The sequence below is a fragment of the Croceibacterium sp. TMG7-5b_MA50 genome, assembly GCF_039830145.1.
In the GTDB taxonomy this organism is placed as follows: domain Bacteria; phylum Pseudomonadota; class Alphaproteobacteria; order Sphingomonadales; family Sphingomonadaceae; genus Croceibacterium.
The window spans coordinates 420,017-446,138 of record NZ_CP156082.1 but is presented as its reverse complement, the minus strand read 5'-3'; the positions used below and the strand labels follow the sequence as shown (position 1 = coordinate 446,138).

Genomic DNA, 26,122 nt, shown 5'->3' with positions numbered 1-26,122 from the left:
GACGAGCAGCCTTGATGCGCGTCGCCGGCGTGATCGGCAAGGGCGACGTGGCGGAGGTGACAAGTTCGGCGAAACCGCTTTCCTACATGCCCCGCTCTATGGCTGGACGATCCCATGCATCGCCCACCGACCCGCCATTGCCCGCCCCCAGGCAGCCCGTCCGTCACCGATCGGGATGACGGGCCGGGCTGAGTGCGGGAGGTGTCAACTTAGTGTCAACTTCCAGCGTTCGATCCCCTGTTCAGAACGCCTGCGCCACCCCCAGCTTCACCGTGCGACCCAGCGCATTGTGGGTGAAGGGGTCGAAGTTCTGGTCGATCCGCGCCAGCGGCGGCATCGAATCGGCCAGGTTGACGACCGCCAGCGACAGCACTGTATCCCCCTGCTTCGTCGGCAGCGTCCAGCGCCAGATCGCATCCACTGTCGTCCAGGGCTTGATGCGTTTGCCGGCGGTGACGCTCTGCCCGGCCAGCGAAGCGGTGTTCGGTCCGAAGATGGCAGCCCCCCGCGCATCGTCATAGCCGGCGATATGATTGACCTGCAGCCGCAGCAGGTGCCCGCCGCTCCGCCCTTCGTGCATGCCCTGCAGCCAGGCCGAACCCTTCAACTGCGGCAGGGGGTAGGCGGTGGTCTGGAAGTTGAGCTGACCCGCGGCATCGAACGCCGGCTGCACCGCAACCCCTTCTACCGATAGCGCGTCCACCTGATACTCGAAGGTATAAGTGCCGGTGCCCCCCGCCTCCATCTGCCACCGGTTGCTGATGGCGAAGGTGTAGGCCGCACTGGCATCGATGCCGCTGGTGTCGATCGCACCGGTGTTGATCGCCCGCGTGGACAGGCGCTGCACATTGTTGATGCCGCACTGCCCGCCTGAAAAGGTGAAGCGCGCCTGCAATGCGGCATAGGCGGGATTGCTGCAATTGGCGGTTCCGCTGCCGCCGAACAGGGCATTGACGATGCCGGCAACCGGCTCCGCCTCGATCGCGCCGCTTACGTCATATCGCCAGTATCCCACGGTGGCGGTGAAGCCGCCGCGGGCGATGTCGACGCCCGTGCTCCAGGTGGTCGCGCTCTCCGGCGCCAGCGCAGGATCGCCGCGCACGTCCACCGCACGCAGCGCGCTGCCGATCAGGGTCAGGGCGACCTGATCGACCAGCCGGCTCTGCGGCGGCGCGGCGCGGAAGGTGGAGCCGATGCCCGCCCGAATGGCGACCCCCGGCAGCATCTCCCACCGGACCCGCGCCTGCGGATCGAAGGTGTCGCCCCCGCTCGTGCCGTAGCGTTCATACCGGGCGGACAGCTGCACCTGCACGTCCGGCAGCACGGGCAGGCGTGCTTCGGCAAAGCCGGCCCACACCTTGTCTGCAGCGGCGATGTCCCGGTTAGATCCTATGAAGCCCAGAGCGCCCGTCTCCACCGCACAGGTCGCTGCCGGGTCCAGCACCGAACCGGGGCAAGGATAAAGGTCCAGGCTGTTGCCGCCGGTATAGCGCCGGGCATATCGGTCGCGGCGGAACTGCGCACCGGCGGCAAACTCCACCTCGCCGCCCGGCAGCGCGATACCGGCACTGCCAGCCAGCATCACGTCCGCCACGAATGCCTGCGTGTTCGCGACCCGCCATGACAGGTCGTAGATCTGGTCGATCGTGGCTATGTCATTGGACAGCGCCACCCCACCGAAATTTGGATTGGCGACGCTGGTGACCGTGTTGGCGGCTATCGCGGTGGAGAACGGATTGAAGTAACTGCACCCGCGTGTTCCCGCGATCTCGGCAAGCTGCCCGGCTGATAATCCCGCGCGACTGGCCGGGCTGGCATAGGCGCAGTCGGGCCCGCCGAAACCTGCCAGCGCATTCTGCAGCAGGTCCACGAAGCTGTCCCCAACGGCAAACCGCCGATCGTATTCGCTGTAGGTGGCGCTCGCCGTCAGGCGCAGATCGCGCCCCACCTGCCAGCCAAGTTCGGCGCTCGCCTGGTACATGTCCGCATCGCGCGGCTGCTTGGCGGTGTGGCGGGCATTGTCGTACAGCGGGTTGCCACCGCTCAGCAGCGGGCGGAACCGGACGGGAAAGGCCAGTGCCGGCTGCCCGGGCGCACAGCCGGCGGCCGCACCGAACCGCGCGCAGTAATCCTGCAGCGTCGGGGCGTAAGCCGGGATCACGAACAGCCCGCCCCCGCCGAATGCCGCATTGCCGGACGGCGCCACTGTCGGCAGGAAGGATGGCGAGGTGGCCAGCGTCGTGGTGGTGCGGCCATACAGCCCCGTCAGCCGCAACTCCGCCGCCGGGCCGAGATCGAGCGAGAGATCGGCGAACAACTGGTACCGTTCCTCCGGCTCCACCACATTGGTGAAACCAAGGAAGTTGGTGGAGCACAGGTCGGCATTGCTGCCCGGCAGGGAGCGGAACCCGCCCAGCCCCTCGCATCCCTCATCCGCGGTGAAGGCAGTGCCGTTCAGCGGCCCGTCCCAATCGAAGTTGCCGGGATTGCCGCCGCCGGTCCACCCGCCCTGCGGGTTCTCGGCAAAGGGTCGCAGCACCGCACGGCGATCGCCGGCCATCAACTCGCTGCGGCGCTGGTAACCTGCCGAAAGAAACGCGCGCACCGGTCCGATCCGCCCGCCCCACGCCAGTGCGCCGTTCACGTCACCGTCCGAACCGTCGATCAAGCGGTAGGCGGCAGATGCGGTGAAACCCTGCTGATCCGTGCGGGTGATGAAGTTCACCACGCCACCGATCGCGTCAGAACCATAGGTGGTGGCCCCGCCATCTGTCAGCACCTCGATCCGGTCCAGCGCATCCGCAGGCAGCAGGTTCACATCGACATAGGGCACGTTGCCCGATCCGCTCTGCGCCAGGCGGCGGCCGTTCAGCAGCACCAGCGTGCGCTGCGGGCCAAGGCCTCGCAGGTTCACGGATGCGCTGCCCTCCGCGAACTGGCTGCGACTGTCGAATTGCGCGGAATCGCCCAGCACTCCGCTCGACACAGGCAACAGGCGCGTGAATTCGAGCAATGTCGGTGAGCCTTGCGCCGCCAGATCCTCCGCCCGCCAGACCTGCACGGGGGCGACCCCGCCGGCATCGCCACGGATCAGGGTGCCCGTCACGACGATCGCCTCGCCCGTGGTCTCCTGCGCAGCCGCAGGGATCGCGCCAAGCGCCACCGCCGGCAGGCACGCCGTCGCCAGCAGCCGATAGATCATCATGTCAACATTGCCCCAAAACACGTGCGCACGCCCGATACTGCGCTTGCGAAAAGGATCAAGTCGAAGCGCCCGTGCATGGCGGCACCGATGGCGGCGATCGTGCATTACGACCTTGCGGGGCGCGCGGCCGTCGGTCAGACCGGCCGCCTGGAAGAGGAAAACATATGTCAGAAACCAAGACCGCGGAACGTTGGATCGAGCCGCCGCAGCAGGCGCGCGAACATACGCGGTGCGATGCGGCAACATACGACGACATGTACCGCCGCTCCATCAAGGAGCCTGATGCCTTCTGGGCGGAGCAGGCCGGACGGCTCGACTGGTTCGAACAGCCCTCCATCATCGCGGACTGGAGCTTCGACCCGGTGGCGATCCGCTGGTTCACCGATGGCAAGCTGAACCTGTGCCACAATGCAGTCGATCGCCATGTGGCGGCGGGGCGCGGTGACGCCGTGGCGCTGATCTTCGAGCCCGACGATCCTGCCGGGGAGGTGCGCCGTATCACCTATGCGGATTTGCAGGCAGAGGTCATCCGTTTTGCGAACACGCTCAAGTCCATGGGTGTGGCGCGCGGCGACCGGGTGACCATTACCATGCCGATGATCCCGGAGGCGGCCTTCGCCATGCTGGCCTGTGCGCGCATCGGCGCGGTCCATTCGGTGGTGTTCGGCGGCTTCAGCCCCGATGCCATTGCCGGCCGGGTGGAGGATTGCGCCAGTGACTGGATCGTGTGCGCCGACTGCGGCCTGCGGGGCGGCAAGCCGATCCCGCTGAAGGCGCATGTCGACGCCGCGCTGGAGAAGGTGACGGTGAAGGCCGTGCTGGTCATCCGTCACACCGGAACGGACGTCACCATGACGGATGGCCGCGACCACTGGTATCACGAGCTGTCGCAGGAGGTCGGCATGGAGTGCCCGTGCGAAGTAATGGAGGCGGAAGATCCACTGTTCATTCTCTACACGTCCGGCTCCACGGGCAAGCCCAAGGGCGTCGTTCATACGACCGGCGGCTATGCCGTCTGGACGGAGACGACGTTCCGTTACGTCTTCGACTACCAGCCGGGGGAGATCTATTGGTGTACCGCCGACATCGGCTGGATCACCGGGCACAGCTACATTGTCTATGGCCCGCTGCAGAACGGTGCCACCGCGCTGATGTTCGAAGGCGTGCCAAGCTACCCCGATCACGACCGCTTCTGGCAGGTGGTGGCGAAACACCGGGTCAACATCTTCTACACCGCCCCCACCGCCATTCGTGCGCTGATGCGCGAAGGGGTGGCGCATACACAGAAACACGACCTTTCCAGCCTACGCCTGCTCGGCACCGTAGGCGAGCCGATCAATCCGGAGGCTTGGCGCTGGTACCACCAGAACATCGGTGGCGGCGAGGTGCCGATCGTCGATACATGGTGGCAGACCGAAACGGGCGGGATCATGATCACCACCCTGCCCGGCGCGCATCCGATGAAGCCGGGCAGTGCGGGGCGGCCCTTTTTCGGCGTTTGCCCGCAGCTGGTCGACAATGACGGCGCTGTGCTGGACGGAGTGGCGGAAGGCAATCTGTGCCTGACGCTGAGCTGGCCGGGCCAGTCGCGTACCGTGCATGGCGATCACGAGCGCTTCGTACAGACCTATTTCAGCACCTACCGCGGCAAGTACTTCACCGGCGATGGCTGTCGGCGTGATGCCGACGATTATTACTGGATCACCGGCCGGGTGGATGACGTGCTGAACGTATCCGGCCATCGGATGGGCACGGCCGAGGTGGAGAGCGCCCTGGTCCTGCATCCCAAGGTAGCGGAGGCGGCGGTCGTAGGCGCCCCGCACGACATCAAGGGTCAGGGCATCTACTGCTACGTCACCCTGAATGCAGGGGAGGAGCCGAGTGAAGATCTGGCGGCAGAACTGCGCCGGCATGTCCGGCAGGAGATCGGCCCGATCGCCACACCCGACTTCATCCAGTTCACGCCTGCCCTGCCAAAGACCCGGTCCGGCAAGATCATGCGCCGCATTCTGCGCAAGATCGCGGAGAACGATTTCGGATCGTTGGGCGACACCAGCACGCTGGCCGATCCGTCCATCGTCGATACGCTGGTCGACGGGCGGCAGAACCGCTGACGCAGCCCGCCCCCGCGCCGCACGATGCTGCGCAGGGGCGGACAAGCGGTTACTTGGCCGTGCCAGGCTCCGCCATCTGGCGGTGCTGTTCGGCCTTGATGGATTCCGGCACGATGCCGGAAACGGCCGCCTGCACCTTGTTCTTCCACCCGGACACGACCTTGGCGTCGCCCGCCATCAGCGCGTCCCAGCCGTTCTTCGCGGTGATCGCCGGATCCTCCTTCTTGGGATCGGTGCCAACGGACGTGTCCATCATGCCTGCCCGGTCGAAGAACTCGGTATCGGTCGGCCCCGGCAGCAGGTTGGTGAGGGTGACGCCCGCCACCTCCTTCAACTCGTTCTGCAGCGCCGCGACGAAGCTGTCCACGAACGCCTTGGTGCCGTTGTACACCGCCTGGAACGATCCGGGGATATATCCGGCGATGGAGCCGGTCACCAGCACCTTGCCGCTGTTGCGCGCCACCATCTGCTTCAGCACGCACTGCAGCAGATAGGCGGTGCCCGTGATGTTGGTGTCCACCACATGCCGCCAGTCGGCCACCGGCTGATCCAGGAACGCATGGCCCAGGCCGTGCCCTGCATTGGCGCACAACAGGTCGACCTGCCGGCCGCCAGCCGCCGTTAGCAGCTGGTCCACCCCCTCGATCGTTGACAGCTCCGCTTCGACTGCCGTTACCTCCGTACCAAACTGCCGGAAATCGGCCGCCGCATCGTTGATCAGCGGCTCGTTGGCGACGACGAGGATGTCGTAGCCGTCCTTCGCCGCCAACGTCGCCAGTTCGAAGCCGATGCCGGTTGATGCGCCAGTGATGATTGCGAACTTGTCTGCCATGATTGCACCTCGCTTGCCGATCTGGCGAGCCGCGCCGCGGTGCGGAATGCCGCCGCCACACGTCCCGCATGTCACAGGGTGCTAAACCGCGCGAGCCGTTTTCTTTCCCGCCTTCAAAGATTTAGGCGGCCTGATCAAACCGCGGGAGTTCACGGCAGCGGATCGGAGGCCTATTCCACGGTCACCGACTTCGCCAGGTTGCGCGGCTGGTCCACATCGGTACCCTTGGCACAAGCGACGTGATAGGCCAGCAGCTGCACCGGCACGGCATAGATCAGCGGCGCGATCAGCGGGTGGACCGCCGGCATCTCGATCGTGGCGAGGCAGCCCTCCCCCGCTTCCGCCAAGCCCTCCGCGTCGGAGATCAGCACGATCTTGCCACCGCGCGCCCGCACTTCCTGCATGTTGGATACCGTCTTCTCGAACAGCGGGCCGGAGGGCGCTAGCACGATCACCGGCACCGCCTCGTCAATCAAGGCGATTGGCCCGTGCTTCATCTCGCCGGCGGCGTAGCCTTCTGCGTGGATGTAGCTGATCTCCTTCAGCTTCAGCGCGCCTTCCAGTGCCAGCGGGAAGTCCGGGCCACGACCCAGGTACAGGACGTCGCGCGCCGGCGCGATCAGGTGGGCCATGGCGGCGATCGCCTCGTCCCCGTCCAGCGCGGCGTTAAGGCTGGCAGGCGCTTCCAGCAGGTGGCGCACGATCTCCGCCTCCTCCTCACGCGAGAGGCGGCCCTTCTTAACTGCGAAGTGGGTCGCCAGTGCGGCCAGCACGGCAAGCTGGCAGGTGAACGCCTTGGTGCTGGCAACGCCGATCTCCGGCCCAGCATGGGTCGGCAGCAGCAGGTCCGCCTCCCGAGCCATGGAGCTGGTGGGCACGTTGACCACGACCGCGATCGTCTGCCCTTCCGCCTTGCAATGCCGCAGCGCCGCCAGCGTGTCCGCCGTCTCGCCGCTCTGGCTGATGAACAAGGCCAGCCCGCCAGGCGCAAGAACCGGTTCCCGGTACCGGAACTCGGACGCATAATCGATGTCCACCGGCACGCGGGCGAAGCGTTCGAACCAGTACTTTGCGACCATCCCGGCGTAATAGCTGGTGCCACAGGCGACGATCGTGACCCGCTCCACGGCGGAAATGTCGAAGCCGAGCTGCGGCAGCGCGACACTCTGTTCCACCGGGCGGATGTAGCTGGACAGCGTCTGCGCCACCACGGTCGGCTGCTCGAAAATCTCCTTCTGCATGAAGTGGCGGTAATTGCCCTTCTCCATTGCCAGCACGCTCGCGCCGGAACGGGTGACAGCCCGCTCCACCCGGTTCCCGGCCACGTCATGGATCGCTGCGTTACCGGGCGTGATCGCCACCCAGTCGCCTTCCTCCAGATAGGCGATGCGCTGGGTCAGCCCGGCCAGCGCCAGCGCATCCGATCCGAGATACATTTCCTTCGCGCTGTCGCCCTCGCCATAGCCGACCACCAGCGGACTGCCGAGGCGTGCACCAATCAGCAGGTCCGGGTGGCTGCGGAACGCGATGGCGAGCGCGAAGGCACCGCGCAGCTGCGGCAGCACGGCGGCGACCGCCTGCTGTGGGCTGGCGCCAGCCTCCACCTGTTCGGACAGCAGATGAGCGACGACTTCGGTATCGGTCTCGCTCTCGAAACGGCGGCCCCGCGCCTCCAGCGCCTGACGCAGCGGGCGGAAGTTCTCGATGATGCCGTTATGCACCAGAGCCACCTCGGCTGTGGCATGCGGATGCGCGTTGCTGGTGGTCGGGGCGCCATGGGTCGCCCAGCGGGTATGGGCGATGCCGGTCGTGCCGGGAACCGGATCGTGGGCCAGCACGGCGACCAAGTTGGCCAGCTTGCCTTCCGCCCGGCGGCGCAGCAGCTCGCCTGTGTATACCGTACACAGGCCCGCGCTGTCATAACCGCGATATTCCATTCGGCGCAGCCCTTCGACCAGCCGGTCCGCCACGGGCTGCTGGCCGACGATACCGATGATGCCGCACATTCTTGAGTAATCCTGTCAGGAGAGATGGGGGAGCGAGCGGATCAGCCCTTGGCCGCTTCCTTCTTGCGACGCATGGCATCGTGGAAAGCGTCGGCCCAGCCGGGCTTTACCAACTGGTCGGCGCGGACCATCCGCAATTCGCCATCGCCCACATCGCGGCTGACCGCGCTGCCCGCCGCGACGATCGCGTCCGCCCCGATCCGGACAGGCGCGATCAGCGCAGAGTTTGAGCCGACGAATGCGCGCGGACCGATCTCCGTGCGGTATTTGAAGTAACCATCATAATTGCAGGTGATGGTACCCGCGCCGATATTCGCGCCGGCACCGACCGTTGCATCACCGATATAGCTGAGGTGGTTGGCCTTGGCCCCAGCGCCGATCGTGGCCGCCTTCACCTCCACGAAATTGCCGATGCGCGATCCTTCCTGCAGCACCGTGCCCGGTCGCAGGCGGGCAAACGGACCCACGGAGGCGCCGGCCGCAATCTCCGCCCCTTCCAGGTGGCAGAAGGCGTGGATCGTGACGTTGTCCGCCACCGTGACCCCGGGCCCGAAGATCACATTGGCCCCGACCGTCACATCCTGGCCCAGCCGGGTATCCCAGCTGAAGAACACCGTCTCGGGCGCTTGCAGCGTCGCACCGCCGACCATTGCGCGGGTCCTCGCGCCCACCTGCCAGCGTCCCTCCGCCGCGGCGAGTTCGGCGCGCGAGTTGATGCCGGCAACCTCGTCCGCATCAGCGGCGGTAATCACGGCGCAGGTGCGACCATCGGCGATGGCGATGTTGACGATATCGGGCAGGTAGTACTCGCCTTGGGCATTGGCGTTGCCCACCCGCATCAGCAGCGCGAACAGGTCAGCGGCCGGAGCGGCGAGCAGGCCGGAATTGCAGAGGCCTACGTCGCGCTCCTGCGGGTCGGCATCCTTCCACTCGACCATGCGGGTGATCGCGCCATCCTGCGCCACGATGCGGCCATAGGTCAGCGGGTCGGCCGGCTCGAACCCAAGAACCACCGCGGCAGGGGCGTCACCAGCATGCAGCCGGTCCAGCATCGCCCGCATGGTGGCGGCGGTGACGAATGGCACGTCGCCATACAGCACCAGCACGTCACCCGCGAAGCCCTCCAGCGCGGCCCCGGCCTGCGCCACGGCGTGCCCGGTACCCAGCTGCTGCTCCTGCACGGCGAAGTCCGCCCGGCCGGCGAGATGACGCTCCACTTGTTCGCGCCCATCACCTGTCACCACAACCACGTGGCGGGGTGCCAACTCGGCCACGCTCTCCAGCAGGTGATCCATCATCGGCCGGCCGGCAACCGGATGCAGCACCTTGTGCGTGGCGCTGCGCATGCGGGTGCCGCGCCCTGCGGCGAGGATGACCACGGCAAGCGGGATGGGGGCGAGCGGCTGGTCGGGGGGCGTTGAGCTCATGACGCCGGGCAATGCCACCGTTCGGTTGCGGTTTCCACCCGGCTCGGGCACGGACGGGCGCCATGCATCCCCTCCCCTTCAGCGCCGTTGGCTTCGACCTCGACGGAACACTGGTCGATTCCCTGCCCGACCTCGGCATCGCCTTGCAGCACGGGCTCGCCGTGGCCGGGCGTCCTCCGGTGGCCGAAAGCGAGTTCGCCAACCTGATCGGCGGCGGCGCGCGCGTGATGCTCGAACGCGCGCTGGTGCTGTCCGGCGGCCCCTTGCTGGCAGACGAGTTCGAGGCGGCGCACGCCGCGCTGGTGGACCATTACGCCGCGCACATCGCCGACAATACGGTGCCGTATGACGGCTGCCTGCCGGCCTTGGATATCCTTGCCGAGGCAGGGGTATCGCTGGCCGTCGTCACCAACAAGGCGGAGCGGCTGGCCCGCCTGCTGCTGGACCGGCTGGGCATGACGACCCGCTTCGCCGCGATCGTCGGTGGCGACACGCTGGGGGCAGGCCGGGCCAAGCCGCGGCCCGACATGATCCACCATGCCCACGGATTGTGCGGCGGCGCGGGCCGGTTTGCCATGGTGGGGGATACCACCTTCGACACCGGCGCGGCCCGCAATGCCGGCGTGCCGTCAGTCGTGGTCAGCTTCGGCTACAACGACCGGCCCGCGGCGGAGCTCGGGGCGGACGCCGTCATCGATCACTATGACCAGCTGATACCTGCGCTCCGCCAGCTGTAGTCCTTACTTCCCCAACAGGATCGAGATGCGCCGGTTGCGGGGGTCGGCTGGCTTGTCAGCCACCAGCGGCTCCCGATCGGCGACACCTTCGATCCGACGGAACCGGCTCGGGCCAATGCCATGGCGTACGAAAGCCTGCCGGGTCGCTTCGGCGCGGCCGCCGCTCAACGCCCAATTGTTGCCGACGCCGCTACGCCATTGCAGCGCATCGGTGTGGCCGCGCACCGTCAGCAGGCCGCCCTCGTCCGCTATGCTGTCGGCCAGCGCCTCGACCAGCGCATCCGCCTCCGGGGTCATGATTGTGGTGCCGAGCTGAAACATGGAGAAGTTCGCATCGTCCACCAGGTCGATGCGGATGCCTTCCGTCGTGTCGACCATCTTCACCTGATTCATCAGCCGCTGCAGCTTGCGGTTCTCCGCCAGCTTTTCCGCGACCTTCTCGCGCATGCGGGCGATGGCCGCCGCGCCTTCCTTTGGACCGCCAGTGGCATCGCGCGGCACCGTCAGGGTGCGGGTACCCGTCTGCCCCTGCCGGTTGGGATACCGGTCCACTTCGGTCAGGGACGATCCGCCCAGCAGGCCGTTGTTCGATCCGGCGCTGCCGTCCTTGGTCTTGACCAGCGTGGGGGTGAAGTAATCCGCCAGCCCCTTCTTCTGCGCCTCCGTCGTGGCGCCCAGCAGCCACAGCAGCAGGAAGAAGGCCATCATCGCGGTCACGAAGTCGGCATAGGCCACCTTCCACGCACCGCCATGATGGCCGCCGCCCTGTACGATGGTGACCTTCTTGACGATGATCGGGGCGGGCGGCTCGTTCTTGCCGCGGGCAGCAGCGGGCATGTCAGCGGCCCCGCAGGCTGTCGAGCAGTTCGGACAGGCCCGGCCGGAAGGCATGACCGAGGCCCGACCGCGCGCTTTCCACCACCAGCGGCTGCGGATAGCCGTTCAGCGAGGCGATGATGACCTGCTTGACCGCATGGAAGATCTGCTCGTCCTGTTCCAGCACCTGCTTCAGCCTGCCGGCCAGCGGCGCGACGATGCCATAGGCCAGCAGCACGCCCAGGAAGGTCCCGACCAGGGCGGACCCGATCATGCCGCCCAGCACCTCCGGCGGCTCGCTGATCGAACCCATGGTCTTCACCACGCCCAGCACCGCAGCGACGATGCCGAGCGCGGGCAGCGCATCGGCCAGCGATTGCAGCGCGTGCTGCGGTTCGTGCAGTTCATGGAAGTGCGTTTTCATGGCGTTGTCCATCACGTCTTCCACCGCATGCGTTTCCAGCGTGCCGGAGGAGACGACGATCAGCGTCAGCGTGTCGCCGATCAGCGCGGTCAGCGGCTTGTTCGCCAGCAGCCGCGGATATTCGCCGAAGATGGCTGAGTTCGCAGGGTCCGTGACGTGCGATTCCAGCGCCACCGGGCCATCTGCGCGCAGCACCTTCATCAGCTTGGTGGTCAGCGCGATGGCGTCAACATGGTCCTGCTTGGTGTGCTTGGGCCCCTTGAAGATCTTGGCGAAGCTGCCGCCGATCGCCTTCAATTCGTGCAGCGAATTGCCCGCGATCATGGCGCCGACGGCGGCGCCGCCGATGATCAGCATCTCATGCGGCAAGGCGTGCATGACGGGGCCCAGCGCGCCGCCGGTGAAGGCGAACCCGCCGAACACCATCACCAGCAGGACAACGATACCGATTGCAGCGTACATGCGTCAGGGCCTCTATCTGGCGTGGGGCGACGGGCGCGGGGTAAAGCGGAAAGGTTACGAAAGCTGATTGAACAGCGACAGGTTGGCGAGGCGCACGAAGCTGGCCTGGCTCGCTTCCAGCACGGTCATCACCTCCTGCAGCTTGCTGACCGTGACGGCGAGGTCGGCGCTGCCGACATCGTCCACTTCGGCCGCGCGCAGTTCGCCATTGGTGAGGCGGCGGTCGTCCATCAGTTCGACCCAGTTCATGCGCGCGCCGATCACCGCCTGGCTGGTGGTGATCTTGTCCATTCCGACGGCCAGTTGATCCAGCGCGGTACGTGATGCGACCCCGGTGTCGGTCCCGTCACCCTGCAGCGATGCGGCCAGCGTGCCAAGAACCGCGAACAGGTCGGTCTCTGTCCCACCTACCTCGAACGACAGCAGTTCCGGCCCGGTCAGCGATGGCGTCACCATCTGCCCCGCGCCAAGGTCGATCGCCTTGCTGGTGGTGCTGCCCTGATAGGTGATGACACCACCCACGTCGGCGTAGGCGGCGCCTGCCCCCTGCCCGCCGAACAGAGCGTGGCCCGATCCGTTCACTCCGTTGGCGATGGTCAGCAAGGTGGCGCGCAAATCCGCCGCCTCCACGCCCAATGCGGCCCGCTGTCCGTCGGTCAACGTCCCGTTCGCCGCCTGTTGCGCCAGTTCGGTCGCCCGCATCAGCACGTTCGCCACGGAACCGAGCGCACTGTCCACCAGCTCCATCTCCGCCATGGCGGCGTTCGATCCGGCCTGGTCCACGCGGGACAGGCGCTCGTCCCGGCTGAGGGTGCGCAGGCGGGCGGCGGCGACCGGATCGTCGGACGATGCAGTCAGCCGGTCGCCCGTGCTGGCCTGCTGCTGCAGCTTGGCCGCCTGACCGCGCAACTCGGTAAGCTGGCGGGTCGACTTCTCGTAGAAGGAGGCGGTGGAAAGGTTGATGGTCATCATCTGATCCCCAAAAGCGTGTCGAACAGGTCACTGGCCACCTGCATGGCCCGGCTGCTGGCCTGGAAAGCCTGCTGGAAGCGGATGAGGTTGGCCGCTTCGGTATCGAGGTCGACGCCCGCCTGCTGCTGCAGCACGATCCGGGCGGAGGAGGCGATGGAGCCCAGCGCCTCGTTGGTGAGCGTACGGGCGGAGACCACCGCCGACACGTCGAACAGCAGCAGGTTCATGTCGCCTGCCGGGTCCAGCGTGCCGATTGCCTGCCGCAAGGCCGCCAGGTTGGTGCCGTCACGGCTATTGGCAGGTGAGCCGGCCGCGGCGGCGGCGATCTGGCCGCCATCCGTCAGCGCCATGGAGAAGCCGGCAGCGCCGGTGCCGGTGAACATCGGCTGCCCGCCTGCACCGGTCAGGTCCGCGCCCGCACCCTGCGCGGCATTGACGGTCGCCGCAATGTTGTCGGCCAGCGTATTCAGGCGCGTGCGGAACGTGTCGTTGGCGACAAGGCCAGCCTGCGCGCCGGCCAGCTTGCCGCCTGTGACATCGACCGCCGCGCCGTTTACGGCAAAGGCGATCGTGTCGTCCGCAGCGATCGTCAGCGACAGCGTACCCGCATCGTCGCCGGCGACGAACACCGGCCCGGCGGCGCCGCCCAACCGAACGGTCACCGTTCCATCGGCGGCAAAGTCGGTGGCGGTGTTGGCATGCTCGCTCAGCTGCGCCAGCAGCATGTCGCGTCGATCCAGCAGCGCGGCCTTGTCCGTGGTGCCGTTCACCGCGCGGGCGAGGTTGACGTTCACCCGCGCGAGTTCCGCGCCCACCTCGTTGGCGCGGGTGACGCCTGCGGTGGCGTCGAACTGCATCCCCGCCGCGGCGGCGTCCAGCGTCTCCGCCGCGATGTTGAACTTGCCCGCCATCGCGTCGGCCCGCGCCAGCGTCACCGCACGCAGCGCCGGATCGACCGGGTCGTTCGCCAGCTGCTGCAACGCGGCCTCGAACTCGACGATCGAGTCGTAGACGGCGGTGTCGTCAAGGGCTGCCTCCACCGTGCGAAGCGCGGCCAGCTCCGCGTCGGAGCGCGTCAGGTCGCTGGCGGTGCGGCGAACCTCCGCCTGCCGGAAGGCATCGGCATTGCGGTGGATCGACCCGACCCGCGCGCCCGACAGGCTGATATCGGCCATGTAGGGGAAGGCACCGCGCCCGGCGAGTTCGTCCAAGCGCGCTGAGCGGCGGACGTATCCCTCCGTAGAGGCATTGGCGATGTTGTGTGCCGTCACGTCCAGCGCGGCGCGGGCGGCCTTGGCGCCGGCGGCGCCGATCGTCAGCAGGTCGGATGCCATGTGCTAGATCTCCTGTGCCGCGCCGTGGCGGGCGAGTTGCGCCTCGATCTTGTCGGCCAGACCCAGCAGGCCCGAACCGGCGGCGAGGTCGGCGAAGTGCGAGTCGCGCATCTCCGCAAAGGTGTCCTGCCCGGCGCCATCGCCCAGCAGGTCGTTGCCGAAGTCACTGGCACGCGCGGCGGCCAGCATCTGGCGCAGCATGATCGCCTCGAAGCCTTGCGCCGCCTTGCGCAGGTCAGACTTGGGCGCGGCAGCAGCCGCAGTGGAATGAATGGGCGCGATCATATCACCACCATCTCCGCCTTCAGCGACCCGGCCTGCTTCAGCGCCTCCAGAATTGCGACCAGGTCGGACGGTGTCGCGCCCAGCATGTTCAGCGCATCCACCACTTCGGACAGGCTGGCACCGGGTTCGAACAGCGCGACGTGGCCACCCTCCTCCTCGATGCTGACGGCGGAATCCTGCTGCGTCGCGGTGCGGCCGTTGCCGAAGGGCTGGGGCTGCACCACGGTGGGGCTCTCCTCCACCCGCACGACCATGCTGCCATGGCTGATGGCCGCAGGCGCGAGACGTACGGCGCTGGAGATGACGACGGTGCCGGTGCGGCTGTTCACCACCACCCGTGCCGCGGCCTCCGCCGGGTTCACGTCCAGCATCTCGATCTCGGCCATCAGCCCTGCGCGCATGTCGGCTCCGGCAGGCAGCGCCAGCGCCAGCGTGGCACCATCCTCCACCGACGCGGCACCGGGAAAGCGTGCATTCACCGCGTCGCGTACACGGGCAATGGTCAGAAAATCGGCCTGGTACAGGTTCCAGCGCAGCACCGGCTGGGTCTCGAACCCGATCGCCACGCCGCGTTCCACCGTGGCCCCTTCGGGCACGCGGCCGACCGTTGGCACATTCACGGTAAGGCTGGACCCGTCGCGCCCGGTGACGCCCAGTCCACCGACTGCCAAGCTGCCCTGCGCCATGGCGTAGACCTGCCCGTCCGCACCGTAGAGCGGCGTCATGATCAACGCACCGCCCCGCAAGGAGCGGGCGCGACCGATGGCGGACACGGTGATGTCGATCCGCTGACCGGGCTTGGCAAAGGCCGGCAGGTCGGCGGTGATCATCACGGCGGCGGCGTTGCGTAGCGCGGGGTTCACGCCCGGCGGCAACTGGAAGCCGAGGCGGTTGGTCACGCCCCGCATTGCCTCCGCCGTGTAGATGAAGTTGTCGTCGCCAGTGCCGTCCAGGCCCACGACGATGCCGTAGCCGGTCAGCTGGTTGCCGCGCACCGACTGAAAGGTGCCGAGATCGCGCACCCGTTCCGCCATGGCGGGACTGGCGAGCGCGACCATGCCGGTCGCGGCGGCGAGCAGGAGGGAGCGGAACGGGGGCATCAGAACGGGCTCACCAGGTTGAAGAAGTTGGTCAGCCAGCCCTGCCGGCTGGACTGCTGCACCGATCCGCGCCCGCCATAGGTGATGCGCGCATCGGCCACCCGGTTCGAGAATACCTCGTTGCCGGGCGTCACGTCGGCCAGGCGGATGATGCCCGACAGCTGGATCCATTCCTCGCCCTGGCTGAACGACATCAGCTTCTCGCCCCGGACCAGCGCGGTGCCGTTGGGACGCACATCGATGATGGTCACCGTGATGTCCCCCTGCAGCCTGCTCTGCTGGGCCGCATCGCCCTGCCCGTTGAACGACGATGACGCGCCCGAATTAATCCCGGCCGGGTTGAAGGAGAACGGACCGGTAGCAGGCGGCGAGACGCTGATGCCGCCGTCGCGCTGCGTCTGGCTGCTGGCGGACTTGGCCGTGCTCGTCACCTCCACCAGACGGATGGTGACGAGGTCGCCGATCCCCTGCGCGCGGTAGCCGCTGTACAGCGGGGCGTAGCCGTTCGCCGCCTGGTAGATCGCACCATTGCCGTCCACCGTCGCAGCGGCCAGTACAGGCGCCGGCGGCAGCGCAGGCATGTAGCCCATCGGCCGCTGCCCCACCCCACCGCAAGCGGACAGGAGCAGCGCCGTGCCGAGGAGAAGGGCCGCGCGCATCACCGCCCCAGCGTCTGGTTGGCGTTCTGCAGCATGTTGTCCACGGCAGAGACCATCTTCGAATTGATCTCGTAGGCGCGCTGGCACTCGATCATGGCGACCAGCTCCTCCACGATGTTGACGTTGCTCTGCTCCAGCATGCCCTGCCGGATGTTGCCGCGCCCCTGCTCGCCGCCGGCGGCCAGCTGCGCCGGCCCACTGGCGGCGGTTTCCTGCAGAAAGTTGTCACCGATCGCGCGCAGGCCCGCCGGATTGACGAACTGGGCGACCTGCAGCTGGCCGACCTCCGATGGCTCCGCCTGCCCCGGCAGCATGGCGGTGACCGTGCCGTCGGGCGCGATCGCGACGCCGGTGGTCCCTTCGGGCACGGTGATGGTCGGCTGCACGGCGAAGCCCTGCTGCGTCACCAGCTGGCCATCCGCGCTCAGCGAGAAATTGCCGGCGCGGGTGTAGACCAGCCCGCCATCGGGCCGCTCCACCTGGAAATAGCCATTGCCATCCAGCGCCAAGTCATAGGGCTGGTCGGTCATGTTGAGCGTGCCCTGCGTCACGATCTGGCTGGTCGATTGCAGCGCGACGCCGGTGCCGAGGTTCAGGCCCGTGGCATAGGCGGTCTGCGCGCTCGACCGCTGCCCGGCGACGCGCGCGTCCTGGTAGGCGAGCGTGGCGAAGTTCGCCCGGTCGCGCTTGAACCCGCTGGTGCCGACATTGGCCAGGTTGTTGGCGATCACCTGCATGCGGTGACCCTGGGCCTCAAGCCCGGTACTGGCGACCTGGAGTGCGTTGGTTGGCATGTCCGTGTTTCCTGAATTCTAAGGTCAGCTGAGACGCATCAGGGATGCGCCGCTTTCATCGATGTCGCCGGCGGTGGCGATCAGCTTGCTGCGCATGGCGTAAAGGCGCTGGGCATCGATCATCTCCACCAGCACTTGCGAGGTGTTCACGTTGGACTGTTCCAGCGATCCGGTGACGATCGTCGCCTGCTCGTCCGCCGGCAGCACGCCGCCGCCGACCACGCGGAACAGGCCGTCCAGCCCCTTCAGCACTTGGCTACCCGCGGGCGATGCCAGCTTCAGCCGGCCGACCTCCGTCGCCGGGGCCAGCGGCTGGGCCGGATCACGCACGGTCACCGCACCGTCGGCGGAGAGTTGCGGCTGACCGCCCGGCGGCACGCTGATCGGGCCATCGGCGCCCAGCACCAGCAACCCTTCCCCGTTCATCAGCATGCCCGACGCGTCGATGCGCAGGTCGCCACGGCGGGTGTAGGCCTCGCTGCCGTCAGGCGCCTGGACCGCTAGCATCGCCTCGCCATTCAGCGCGACATCCAGCGGGTTGCCCGTGCCGAACACCTCGCCGCCGCGCATGTCGGCGCCGCGCACCTCGCCCTGCTGCATGGCACGCACCTCCAGCGCCTCGCCACGCAGCGTGACGGGGCGGCGGTCCAGCTCCTCGGCCCGGAAGCCGATGGTCTGCGCGTTGGCCATGTTGCTGGCCGTCACGCGCTGCTGGTCCATGGAGGCGCGCATGCCAGACAAGGCGGTGTAGATCAGGCGGTCCATCGCTCAAGCCCGTCCGTTACGTACGCAGGTTGATGATGGTTTCGGTGATGCGGGTGGCGGTATCGATCGCCTTGGCATTGGCCTGGAAGTTGCGCTGCGCGCTGATGAGCCCGACCAGTTCCTCCGCGATGTCGACGTTGGACCGTTCCAGAGCGCCCGACAGCAGCGATCCGAAGCGGCCGATGCCCGCCTGGCCGTAGCTTGCCGGACCCGACAGGCCGGTGGCTTCCCAATTGGAGGAGCCGACCTGCTGCAACCCGGTGTTGGAGGCGAAGGAAGCGAGCGCCACCTGCCCGACCGGCTGGGTCGTGCCGTCGCCATAGGTGACGGTGACCAGCCCGTCCTCGGCAATGGTCAGCCCCGCGAACTTCGATCCGGCGCCGTTCGTCGCCGGTACCATCGCATCGACCGGGGTGGCGGAGGTGGCGTTGCCCGCCGCATCGACCGGGAACACCTGCAGCCGGTTGTCCGACCCATCCTGGATGTAGCCGTTCTGATCCAGCATCATCGCGCCGTTGCGGGTGAACGACATGGAACCGTCATCGGCGGCCTTGGTGGCGAAGAACCCCTCGCCATTGATCGCGATGTCGAGCGCCGAACCAGTCTGCTCGATGGAGCCGACGCTGAAGTTCTGGGAGATCGATTCCACGGTGGAGCCGATGCCCATCGTCTTGCGCGGGTCGGACATGGCCGACTTGGCGACGATATCGGCGAAGCTGGTGGTCGACTTCTTGAAGCCGGTGGTTTCCGTATTGGCGATGTTGTGGGCGATCACGCCCAGATCGGTCTGGGCGTTCTTCAGCCCACTGATTGAAGTGTAGTAGGACATCGGTGCTTACTCCTTGGGGGTGGCGGCGGCGGCCGTCAGCTTGTCGAGCTTGGTGTTGATCGCCTCCAGCGTGGCGCTGACGTCGGTCATGGTGGCGAGGCTGGAAAACTGGGCCATCTGCGCCAGCATCTGCGTGTTATCGACCGGATTGAACGGATCCTGCTGCTGCAGCTGCGTGGTCATCAGCCGCAGGAAATCGCCCTGCCCCAGGCTGTCGAGACCGCGCCCGGTGGTCGCCTTGTCCTTCGCCGCGGCGGTGGCCGTGTTCTGCAACTGGGTGATGGAGGTAAGGCTCATTTCATCCTCATGGTTTCGAGCATCAGTTGCTTGGCGGTGGACAGCGCCTCCACCATGTTGCGGTACTGGCGGGACGCCTCGAGCATCTCGACCATCTCCTCGTTCTCATCGACCGGGCTGACCCAGACCTCGCCGTTCTCGTCGGCGAGCGGATGGCCGGGATCGTAGCGGCGCACGGGCGTCACATCGGCTCTGGCGACGGTAGTGACCGCCACGGTGCTGAGGCCGGTCTGCCGGTCGAGCTGTTCGGCGAAGACAGCGCGGACGGGACGGTATGCGCCATCCTCCGTCGCCGCGACGCTGCCTGCATTGGCGAGGTTGGAGGCGGCGGCGTTCATGCGCACGAGTTGCGCCGACATCGCTTGATGCCCCAGCTGGAACAGCGTGGTTGGGTTCGGCACGGCCTTACTCGCCCTTGATCGCGCGGGTGACCGTCTCAACCCGGCCCTTCAGGAAGCCCAATGTCGCGGAATAGCCGACGGCGTTTTCGGCAAAGGCCGCCTGTTCGGTGTTCATCTCCACCGTGTTGCCGTCCAGGCTGGACATCACCGGGCGGCGATACAGGGTGGCCGCGTTACTGGCGGCATCACTGTCCACACCGCCCAGCCGGGCCTGCAGCGCGGTGCCGAAATCGATATCCCGCGCCTTGTAGCCGGGGGTCGCGGCATTGGCGATGTTGGCCGCCAGCACACCCATGCGCTGCGACCGGACCTCCAGCGCGGCGCCGTGGATGCCGAACAGGGAATGGCTCATGACGTGAAGGTGCTCCGTTGCGTGAAACCCGCCGGATGCGGGCCTCGCTGGCATGTTCAGCAAGGGGCGTGCCAATTTGCGCGGCGCCGCCATCGCCAGCTACGCCCGCGCTGCGACCGGCAATTGCTTGCCGCCCGGCGGCAAGGCGCCGCCCCTGCCCTGAAAGACATCGCCGCGCTGCCGTTCTGTCTGGTGCGGCCGGTCGGGCCCGCGTTGGAGGATTTGTGCATGGACGTGTTCGACCCGGCCTCGGCAGCCCTGGTGGCCGGCGGCACGCTGGCGGCGACCGCGCTCCGCTGCGGCCCGGCGGAGCTGCGCGTCACAGCCCGCGCCCTAGCTGGCCTGCTACGCCGCCCCTTCGACCCCGTCCGCATCCGTCAGCGGCTGAGCGGCCAGATCGGCGAGATCGATCGTGACGGCCTACTCCGTGCGCAGGCGCACAGCTTCGACGATGGCGAGTTCGATTGCGCGACTCAGGCGCTGATCCGGTCCCGGTCGATCGACATCCTGTTCGCCGAACATGACCGGTTCTGCCGGTCACGCACCGGCGATGCCATGGCGGCCACGGACGTGCTGCACGGCGCCGCCGACCTCGCGCCCGTGCTGGGACTCGCTGGCACGCTGCTATCCTTGGGCAGTCTGACAGGCGCGGTGGCGGGCGGCAGTTCCTATGCCGATGCGATCGCCATGGCAGTGACGACCACGCTGTATGGTCTGGTGCTGGCGCATTTCATACTGATGCCGCTCGCTGCCGCGATCGCCCGGCGTTCGGCGCGGGAGGAGGCGGAGCGGCAAGCCCTCGTCGACTGGCTCGCCCGCGCCGTGCGGCGCAGCGGATCGCACGGCGAACCGCGATCGCTGGACAATGCCGCATGATCGCGGCCGCCCGCCCCGGGTCGGCCGGCTGGCAGACGATGCTGGCCGACCTGGCGCTGATCCTGTTCCTCGTCGCCGCCTCTGCGCTGGACCGGCCGCAGGCTGCCGTCCCGCCGCCCGCTTTGCCGCCGCACGGTGAGCCCGTGGCGATCTGGCGCGAAGGCGCGGATGCACCGCCCCTGACGCATTGGCTTGTCGCCGAACAGCGCGATCCGCGCCTGCAGCTCACGCTGCTGGCCAGCCCTGCGGCGGGGCCGCGCGCACTGCAACTCGCCGCCGATCATCCGGGCGCGCGGGTGGTGGTCGATCCGTCGGCGCAGCGGCATGCCGGCATTGTCGCGATGCTCGCCTACGATCGCGCGCCATAATGGCATGGTGCTTGCCTTGGTGTGACAACCACGAGGGAGCACCCATGCGAATTCCTGCCTTTGCCGCCGCCCTGTTGCTGTCCGCCCCGGCGGTCGCGAACTCCATCACCGAACCTGCCGCCATCGACCAGGCGATCGCGCAGTTCACCGGCCATGCCGTCGGGCAGGTCGGCGGCGCCCGCCAACCGGTCGATGCACGCCTGCGCCTGGCCGCCTGCGTGCAGCCGCTGGCCGTGGAATGGTACGGCCCGGCCCAGAACACCGTTCTTGTCCGCTGCCCGGTGGCAGGCTGGCGCCTGTTCGTGCCGCTGTCCGCCCCGGCGCAGGCGGCGACGCCGGCCAGGACCGAACCCGCCGTGCTGCGTGGCGAAACCGTGACAGTCGCCCTGCGGGGCCGCGGCTTCGCGCTGCAGCGGCAGGCGGAGGTGCTGGAACCCGGCGCCGTTGGCGAATGGATCCGCGTGCGATCCGGCGGCAGGGACGCACAACCGCTGCGCGCCCGCGTCATCCGGCCGGGTCTGGTCGGCATGGAGATGCCGTAGGGGCGGCAAGGGTCTGCCACCGGCAGCCCTATAAATCGCCGCGCCCCGGCCGTTCTCTAACCAGAGACAGTTCAGTCGCCGGAGCAGCCGCGATGCCCCCGATCGATAGTGCCAGACAGATTGCCGCGCAGCGGGTCGGCCCGCTGCAACCCGTCGCCCGCCTTGCCGGCGCGCGTGCCCAAGCCGCCGGAACCCCGGTCGAGGCGGCACCAGTCGCCGTTATCGCCTCCATCGCCGCTGAGCTGAGCGCGGCGGGCGAACCGCCGGTGGACATGGACCGGGTCGCCACCATCCGCGCCGCGATCAGCCGCGGTGAATACTCCCTTGAACCGGGCGAGATCGCCGATGCGCTGATCGCCGCCGGCCACCTGACGCGAGACAGCGAATGACCCACCCCTTCCCCGCCGCCATCGATGCCGACCAGCCCAACAGCGCGCTGCGCCTGCGGCAGATGCTTGCCCTGCTGGAAGGTGAACGGCAGGCGCTTGCCGCCCTGGACCTCGAACGCATCCTGACCTGCGTGCAGGGCAAGCTGGACCTGTGCGAGGTGCTGGCCGATGTGGACGTCGCCGACCTGGATGACGAGAGCCTGGGCCTGCTCGATTCCGTGCGCCGGGTAAACGAGACCAATCGCCGGCTGCGCAATCTGATCGCCACCAACATGGCCGCGCGCTTCGCCACGCTGACCGGCTCCATCCGCCTGTACAGCCGCGCAGTCGCCACCAGCTAGGCGAAACTGGCACGCCCCTTGCTGATCCTCTCTGCATGGACCCAAGCAGAGGGGATCACGAGTGCCCACATTGAATGCCGCCCTGCCCGGTACGACACCGGCGGGCGACCCCCACGCGGCGATCGCCCGCGCCGCCGCCGCGACCGGCGTCGACTTCAACTACCTGCTGGCGCAGGCGCGGATTGAATCCGGCCTCAACCCCGACGCTCGGGCCGGTACCAGCAGCGCGGCCGGGCTGTTCCAGTTCGTCAACGGCACCTGGCTCGATACGCTGGACCGGCACGGCGCGCAGCACGGCTACGGCTGGGCGGAAGGCGCGATCACGCGCAGCGGCGGGCGCGCCCGGGTCAGCGATCCCTCGCTCGCCGGCGCGGTCATGAACCTGCGCCACGATGCCGACGCGGCCGCGCTGATGGCGGCGGAGCTGGCGCGCGACAATGCCGCCGCTCTGCGTCCGATCCTAGGCCGGGAACCTGACGCGGCCGAGCTCTACCTCGCGCATTTCATGGGCCAGGCCGGTGCGCGCGATTTCCTGCAGGCGCTGCAATCCGATCCTGGCCAATCCGCCGCCGCGCTGTTCCCGGCCGCCGCCGCCAGCAATCGCGCGATCTTCCACGGCGCGGCTGGCCCCCGGTCGATCGGCCAGGTCATGGACCTGCTGCGCACCAAGATGAGCAATGCCATGACCGGCAACGCGGCCCTGCCGGGCGGCAGCAATCTGCCGGCAGGCTTCCGCACGGTCGGTTTCGTCCGCCCGGTCGCCAACGGCGGCGGCGGTGGCGGTGGCGCTTCTGCCCCGCGGCCATCCATGGCCGATACGCTGCGCTCCACCTTCGGCAGCGGTGAGGCATCGCTGCCGGGCCGCGCGCTCGCCCATGTCGATGCCGCCTATGGCAAGCTCCGGGCCTTCAACCTGTGACCGCCGCCAGCTTCGTCGCCCCCCGTGGTGCCAGCCGCTTCCTGCCGCCCACACTGGCGCTGCCGGCGGCGATCCTGACCATCATTGTACTGATGGTCATGCCCATCCCGCCGCTGGTGCTGGACCTGTTCTTTGTGCTCAACATCGCGCTGTCGGTCGCCGTGCTGATGGCGGCGATCAACGCCGAAAAGCCGCTCGACTTCTCCGCCTTCCCCTCCGTCCTGCTGTTCGCCACCCTGTTGCGCCTCGCTTTGAACGTCGCCTCCACCCGCGTGGTGCTGATGAACGGGCACGAAGGGGAAGCCGCCGCCGGCATGGTGATCGAGGCGTTCGGCGCCTTCCTCATCGGCGGCAATTTCGCCGTGGGCATCTTCGTCTTCCTGATCCTGATGATCATCAACCTGGTGGTCGTCACCAAAGGCGCAGGCCGCGTGTCGGAGGTTTCCGCCCGCTTCACGCTCGACGCTCTCCCCGGCAAGCAGATGGCGATCGACGCCGACCTTGCCGCAGGCCTGTTGACCGCGGACGAGGCGAAGGCCCGCCGGCGCGAAGTCGCGACGGAGGCCGATTTCTACGGCAGCATGGATGGCGCCAGCAAGTTCGTGAAGGGCGACGCGGTCGCCGCTCTGCTGATCTTGGGCGTCAACATCATCGCCGGCCTGGTGCTCGGCATGGTCAGTCACGGTCTGTCTGCGGCAGAGGCGGGCGAGGTCTATGTCACACTCGCGGTGGGCGACGCGCTGGTCGCCAGCGTTCCCGCGCTGCTGCTGTCGATCGCCGCCGCCGTGATCGTCACCCGCGTGTCGGACACGCGCGACCTGTCCGGCCAGATCGGCGGGCAGTTGGCGGACCCGCGCATCTGGCTGCCGGTCAGCCTGATCCTGGGTGCGCTGGGCCTGGTGCCCGCCATGCCGCAGACACTGTTCCTGCCGCTGGCCGCCGCGACCTTCATGCTGTGGCGCCACCTTCGTCAGGAGCGCGCCGCCGCGACTGCCAACGCCATCGTGCCGGAGCCGACCCCCGACCCGGCGCGCATCACCATCGGCGAGGTGTCGGAACGCGCGCTGGTGACGGTGGAGCTCGGCTATGGCCTGGTGCAGCTGGCGGACGAGGCGCGCGGCGCGCCGCTCGTCAGCCGGCTGACGGGCCTGCGCAAGCAGATGTGCCAGAGCTTCGGCTTCATCGTGCCGCAATTCCGCATCCGCGACAGCTTCGACCTGGCGCCCGATCGCTATCGCATCACGCTCGGCGGCGCGCCGCTCGGCTCCGCGTCCCTGCGCATTGGGCGGCTGCTGGCGATCGATACCGGCCAGGTGGGGCGCAGCAGCCTGGTGCAGGGGGAGGCCACGCTGGACCCCAGCTTCGGCTGCCCGGCGCTGTGGATCGATCCCGGCGCCCGCGACCTCGCCGTGGCGGAAGGCTACCTGGTGGTGGACCTCGAAAGCGTGGTGGCCACCCATGTGAACCAGCTGCTCAGCGTCCGGGCACAGGATCTGCTGGGGCCGGATCAGGTGCGTGAGCTGATCGACCTCTTGCGTGAACGCAACACGCAGCTTGTCGACACCATCACCCCCGCCCCGCTCTCGCTGGCGGCGCTGACCCGCCTGCTGCGCGCCTTACTGGCCGACGGTATCCCGCTCAGCCACCCGCTGCCCATGCTCGCCAGCCTGTCGCAAGCAGTGCAGATCACGGTGGAGCACGACCGGCTGGTGGACATGATCCGCGCCGACCTCGGCCCGCTGCTGGTCGGCGCCCTGTGCCAGCCGGACGAAGTGCTGCCCGTCATCACGCTGGCGGCGGAGCTGGAGGAGATGGTGGTCGGCGGGCTGACCGATCCCATGACCGGCCAACTGGTAGTGGAACCGGATCTCGCGCGATCGATCGGCGAACGGGTGGTGGCGATCACCGCCGGGCTTCCCGCCGGTCGCAACGCCGCGCTGATCGTGCAGCCGCGCGCCCGCCGCCCGCTCGCCACGCTGCTGCGGCTGCGCGCGCCGGCCTGCACGGTCCTGTCCATCGCGGAATTGCCGCCGACCCAGCCGATCGAGGTGATCGGCATCGTTGGCGGGAAGGAGCCGCCGCTCCCCGCCCTTGCCAGTCCCGCGCATGAGGAGGCGCAGGCCGCATGATGTACCACGCCAACATCGCCTTCGCACGCCACGCCGGCGTCCGGGCGGAACGCTCCTATCGCGGGGATGAGGTGGCCGACCGGGTCACCCGCTTCGTGCCCATGGTCCGCCGCCTTGCCTGGCATCTCGCTGGCAGCGCCACCGGGGCACTGGATGTGGAGGACCTGCTGCAGGCCGGGATGGTCGCGCTGACCGAATGCGCACAGAAGCATTCCGGACCGGGGGAGGATGGCTTTGCCGCCTATGCCAAGCTGCGCGTGCGCGGCGCGATGGTTGATTTGCTGCGCGCCTGCTCGGCCGAACCACGCGGTGCGCGCACCCGCCGGCTGCAGCTGGAACGCACATCGGCCCGCCTCCGGACCGAACTTGGCCGCGACCCGACCCTGCCCGAACTTGCCGCGGCACTGGGTCTGTCCACCGGGGAGGCGCAGCGCCTGCGGGATGACGCGGTGCCGGTCAGCGTAGGGTCAATCGACGAACACTACGACGATGCCGACCTGCACTTCGCCGCCGACAGCGACACGGCGGAACAGGTTTTGCTGGCGCAGGAAGACCGTACCCGGCTGATCGCCGCGATTTCGGCCCTGCCCGAACGGCTGCGACTGGTTGTGAAGCTCTACTTCGTGGAGGAGCTGAACCTGGCCGAGATTGCAGAGGTGCTGTCCGTCAGCATTCCGCGTGTCCATCAGTTGAAGACGGCCGCGCTGAAACAATTGCGCGGCGCGCTGCGGGACGATCCCTGACGCG

27 protein-coding genes are annotated in these 26,122 nt (G+C 68.1%); 10 read left to right on the top strand and 17 right to left on the bottom strand.

The genetic code is table 11. The annotated features are described in order from the left end of the window. Positions 1-241 precede the first annotated feature (241 nt). Complete coding sequence (locus V5740_RS02275) at positions 242-3,205, bottom strand: TonB-dependent receptor (protein WP_347303473.1); 2,964 nt, start codon at positions 3,203-3,205, stop codon at positions 242-244. Between the two features lie 164 nt (positions 3,206-3,369). Here V5740_RS02275 and acs point away from each other — a divergent pair, with 164 nt between their 5' ends. Further along, positions 3,370-5,319, top strand: a complete 1,950-nt coding sequence (acs, locus tag V5740_RS02270) for an acetate--CoA ligase (protein WP_347303472.1) — start codon at positions 3,370-3,372, stop codon at positions 5,317-5,319. A 49-nt stretch (positions 5,320-5,368) separates the two neighbouring features. Here the strand turns inward: acs and V5740_RS02265 are convergent, their stop codons facing one another. The 3 genes from V5740_RS02265 to glmU form a co-directional block, all read right to left on the bottom strand. Beyond that, on the bottom strand, positions 5,369-6,151 hold the full coding sequence (locus tag V5740_RS02265) for an SDR family NAD(P)-dependent oxidoreductase (RefSeq protein WP_347303471.1): 783 nt from the start codon (positions 6,149-6,151) through the stop codon (positions 5,369-5,371). Between the two features lie 170 nt (positions 6,152-6,321). Further along, a complete protein-coding gene (gene glmS / locus V5740_RS02260) occupies positions 6,322-8,157 on the bottom strand; it encodes a glutamine--fructose-6-phosphate transaminase (isomerizing) (protein WP_347303470.1) in 1,836 nt (611 codons plus the stop codon). Positions 8,158-8,198: 41 nt separating this feature from the next. Further along, positions 8,199-9,584 carry a bifunctional UDP-N-acetylglucosamine diphosphorylase/glucosamine-1-phosphate N-acetyltransferase GlmU gene (gene glmU, locus V5740_RS02255; RefSeq protein ID WP_347303469.1) on the bottom strand — a complete coding sequence of 462 codons (1,386 nt, stop codon included), beginning with the start codon at positions 9,582-9,584 and terminating at the stop codon, positions 8,199-8,201. Between the two features lie 62 nt (positions 9,585-9,646). Between glmU and V5740_RS02250 the strand changes: the two genes are divergently transcribed. Then, positions 9,647-10,321 carry an HAD-IA family hydrolase gene (locus tag V5740_RS02250; protein ID WP_347303468.1) on the top strand — a complete coding sequence of 225 codons (675 nt, stop codon included), beginning with the start codon at positions 9,647-9,649 and terminating at the stop codon, positions 10,319-10,321. A gap of 3 nt (positions 10,322-10,324) precedes the next feature. Here V5740_RS02250 and V5740_RS02245 read toward each other — a convergent pair whose 3' ends face one another. Genes V5740_RS02245 through flgB form a run of 13 tightly spaced genes read right to left on the bottom strand, consistent with a single transcriptional unit; the run spans position 10,325 to position 19,811 of the window. After that, positions 10,325-11,158, bottom strand: coding sequence for a flagellar motor protein MotB (locus V5740_RS02245; RefSeq protein WP_347303467.1), 834 nt, complete (start codon positions 11,156-11,158; stop codon positions 10,325-10,327). A gap of 1 nt (position 11,159) precedes the next feature. After that, positions 11,160-12,023, bottom strand: coding sequence for a flagellar motor stator protein MotA (gene motA / locus V5740_RS02240; RefSeq protein ID WP_347303466.1), 864 nt, complete (start codon positions 12,021-12,023; stop codon positions 11,160-11,162). 54 nt (positions 12,024-12,077) lie between these two features. Beyond that, entirely contained in the window at positions 12,078-12,995 is a 918-nt protein-coding gene (locus V5740_RS02235) for a flagellar biosynthesis protein FlgL (protein WP_347303465.1), read from the bottom strand. After that, positions 12,992-14,329 carry a flagellar hook-associated protein FlgK gene (gene flgK / locus V5740_RS02230; protein ID WP_347303464.1) on the bottom strand — a complete coding sequence of 446 codons (1,338 nt, stop codon included), beginning with the start codon at positions 14,327-14,329 and terminating at the stop codon, positions 12,992-12,994. The genes V5740_RS02235 and flgK overlap by 4 nt, the downstream gene beginning before the upstream one ends. 3 nt (positions 14,330-14,332) lie before the next feature. Beyond that, entirely contained in the window at positions 14,333-14,614 is a 282-nt protein-coding gene (locus V5740_RS02225; protein WP_347303463.1) for a rod-binding protein, read from the bottom strand. Beyond that, on the bottom strand, positions 14,611-15,714 hold the full coding sequence (locus tag V5740_RS02220; protein ID WP_347303462.1) for a flagellar basal body P-ring protein FlgI: 1,104 nt from the start codon (positions 15,712-15,714) through the stop codon (positions 14,611-14,613). The genes V5740_RS02225 and V5740_RS02220 overlap by 4 nt, the downstream gene beginning before the upstream one ends. Next, on the bottom strand, positions 15,714-16,373 hold the full coding sequence (locus V5740_RS02215; protein WP_347303461.1) for a flagellar basal body L-ring protein FlgH: 660 nt from the start codon (positions 16,371-16,373) through the stop codon (positions 15,714-15,716). Before V5740_RS02215 ends, V5740_RS02220 begins: the two co-directional genes overlap by 1 nt. Then, positions 16,373-17,167, bottom strand: a complete 795-nt coding sequence (gene flgG, locus V5740_RS02210; protein WP_347303460.1) for a flagellar basal-body rod protein FlgG — start codon at positions 17,165-17,167, stop codon at positions 16,373-16,375. Before flgG ends, V5740_RS02215 begins: the two co-directional genes overlap by 1 nt. 24 nt (positions 17,168-17,191) lie before the next feature. Next, entirely contained in the window at positions 17,192-17,932 is a 741-nt protein-coding gene (flgF, locus tag V5740_RS02205; protein WP_347303459.1) for a flagellar basal body rod protein FlgF, read from the bottom strand. Between the two features lie 16 nt (positions 17,933-17,948). Further along, entirely contained in the window at positions 17,949-18,761 is an 813-nt protein-coding gene (locus tag V5740_RS02200; RefSeq protein WP_347303458.1) for a flagellar hook-basal body complex protein, read from the bottom strand. Between the two features lie 6 nt (positions 18,762-18,767). Next, complete coding sequence (locus V5740_RS02195; protein WP_347303457.1) at positions 18,768-19,058, bottom strand: flagellar hook capping FlgD N-terminal domain-containing protein; 291 nt, start codon at positions 19,056-19,058, stop codon at positions 18,768-18,770. Next, positions 19,055-19,459, bottom strand: coding sequence for a flagellar basal body rod protein FlgC (flgC, locus tag V5740_RS02190; protein WP_347303456.1), 405 nt, complete (start codon positions 19,457-19,459; stop codon positions 19,055-19,057). Before flgC ends, V5740_RS02195 begins: the two co-directional genes overlap by 4 nt. Before the next feature lie 4 nt (positions 19,460-19,463). Continuing rightward, the gene (gene flgB / locus V5740_RS02185; protein ID WP_347303455.1) at positions 19,464-19,811 is read right to left on the bottom strand and encodes a flagellar basal body rod protein FlgB; all 348 of its coding nucleotides are present in this window, start codon (positions 19,809-19,811) and stop codon (positions 19,464-19,466) included. A gap of 228 nt (positions 19,812-20,039) precedes the next feature. On the opposite strand from flgB, the gene V5740_RS02180 reads away from it, so the two are divergent. From V5740_RS02180 to V5740_RS02145, 8 genes are all read left to right on the top strand, one after another. Continuing rightward, a complete protein-coding gene (locus V5740_RS02180; protein WP_347303454.1) occupies positions 20,040-20,687 on the top strand; it encodes a MotA/TolQ/ExbB proton channel family protein in 648 nt (215 codons plus the stop codon). After that, entirely contained in the window at positions 20,684-21,055 is a 372-nt protein-coding gene (locus V5740_RS02175; protein ID WP_347303453.1) for a hypothetical protein, read from the top strand. Before V5740_RS02180 ends, V5740_RS02175 begins: the two co-directional genes overlap by 4 nt. Before the next feature lie 44 nt (positions 21,056-21,099). Further along, the gene (locus tag V5740_RS02170) at positions 21,100-21,597 is read left to right on the top strand and encodes a flagella basal body P-ring formation protein FlgA (protein WP_347303452.1); all 498 of its coding nucleotides are present in this window, start codon (positions 21,100-21,102) and stop codon (positions 21,595-21,597) included. Positions 21,598-21,689: 92 nt separating this feature from the next. Then, entirely contained in the window at positions 21,690-21,986 is a 297-nt protein-coding gene (gene flgM, locus V5740_RS02165; protein ID WP_347303451.1) for a flagellar biosynthesis anti-sigma factor FlgM, read from the top strand. After that, positions 21,983-22,327 (top strand): hypothetical protein, encoded by a 345-nt coding sequence (locus V5740_RS02160; RefSeq protein ID WP_347303450.1) that lies wholly within the window; start codon positions 21,983-21,985, stop codon positions 22,325-22,327. The genes flgM and V5740_RS02160 overlap by 4 nt, the downstream gene beginning before the upstream one ends. 61 nt (positions 22,328-22,388) lie before the next feature. Beyond that, positions 22,389-23,246: a transglycosylase SLT domain-containing protein gene (locus V5740_RS02155; protein WP_347303449.1), complete on the top strand. Its 858-nt coding sequence runs from the start codon at positions 22,389-22,391 to the stop codon at positions 23,244-23,246. Continuing rightward, the gene (locus tag V5740_RS02150; RefSeq protein ID WP_347303448.1) at positions 23,243-25,375 is read left to right on the top strand and encodes a flagellar biosynthesis protein FlhA; all 2,133 of its coding nucleotides are present in this window, start codon (positions 23,243-23,245) and stop codon (positions 25,373-25,375) included. Before V5740_RS02155 ends, V5740_RS02150 begins: the two co-directional genes overlap by 4 nt. Next, the gene (locus V5740_RS02145; protein WP_347303447.1) at positions 25,372-26,118 is read left to right on the top strand and encodes a sigma-70 family RNA polymerase sigma factor; all 747 of its coding nucleotides are present in this window, start codon (positions 25,372-25,374) and stop codon (positions 26,116-26,118) included. The genes V5740_RS02150 and V5740_RS02145 overlap by 4 nt, the downstream gene beginning before the upstream one ends. The last annotated feature ends 4 nt before the right edge of the window (positions 26,119-26,122 follow it).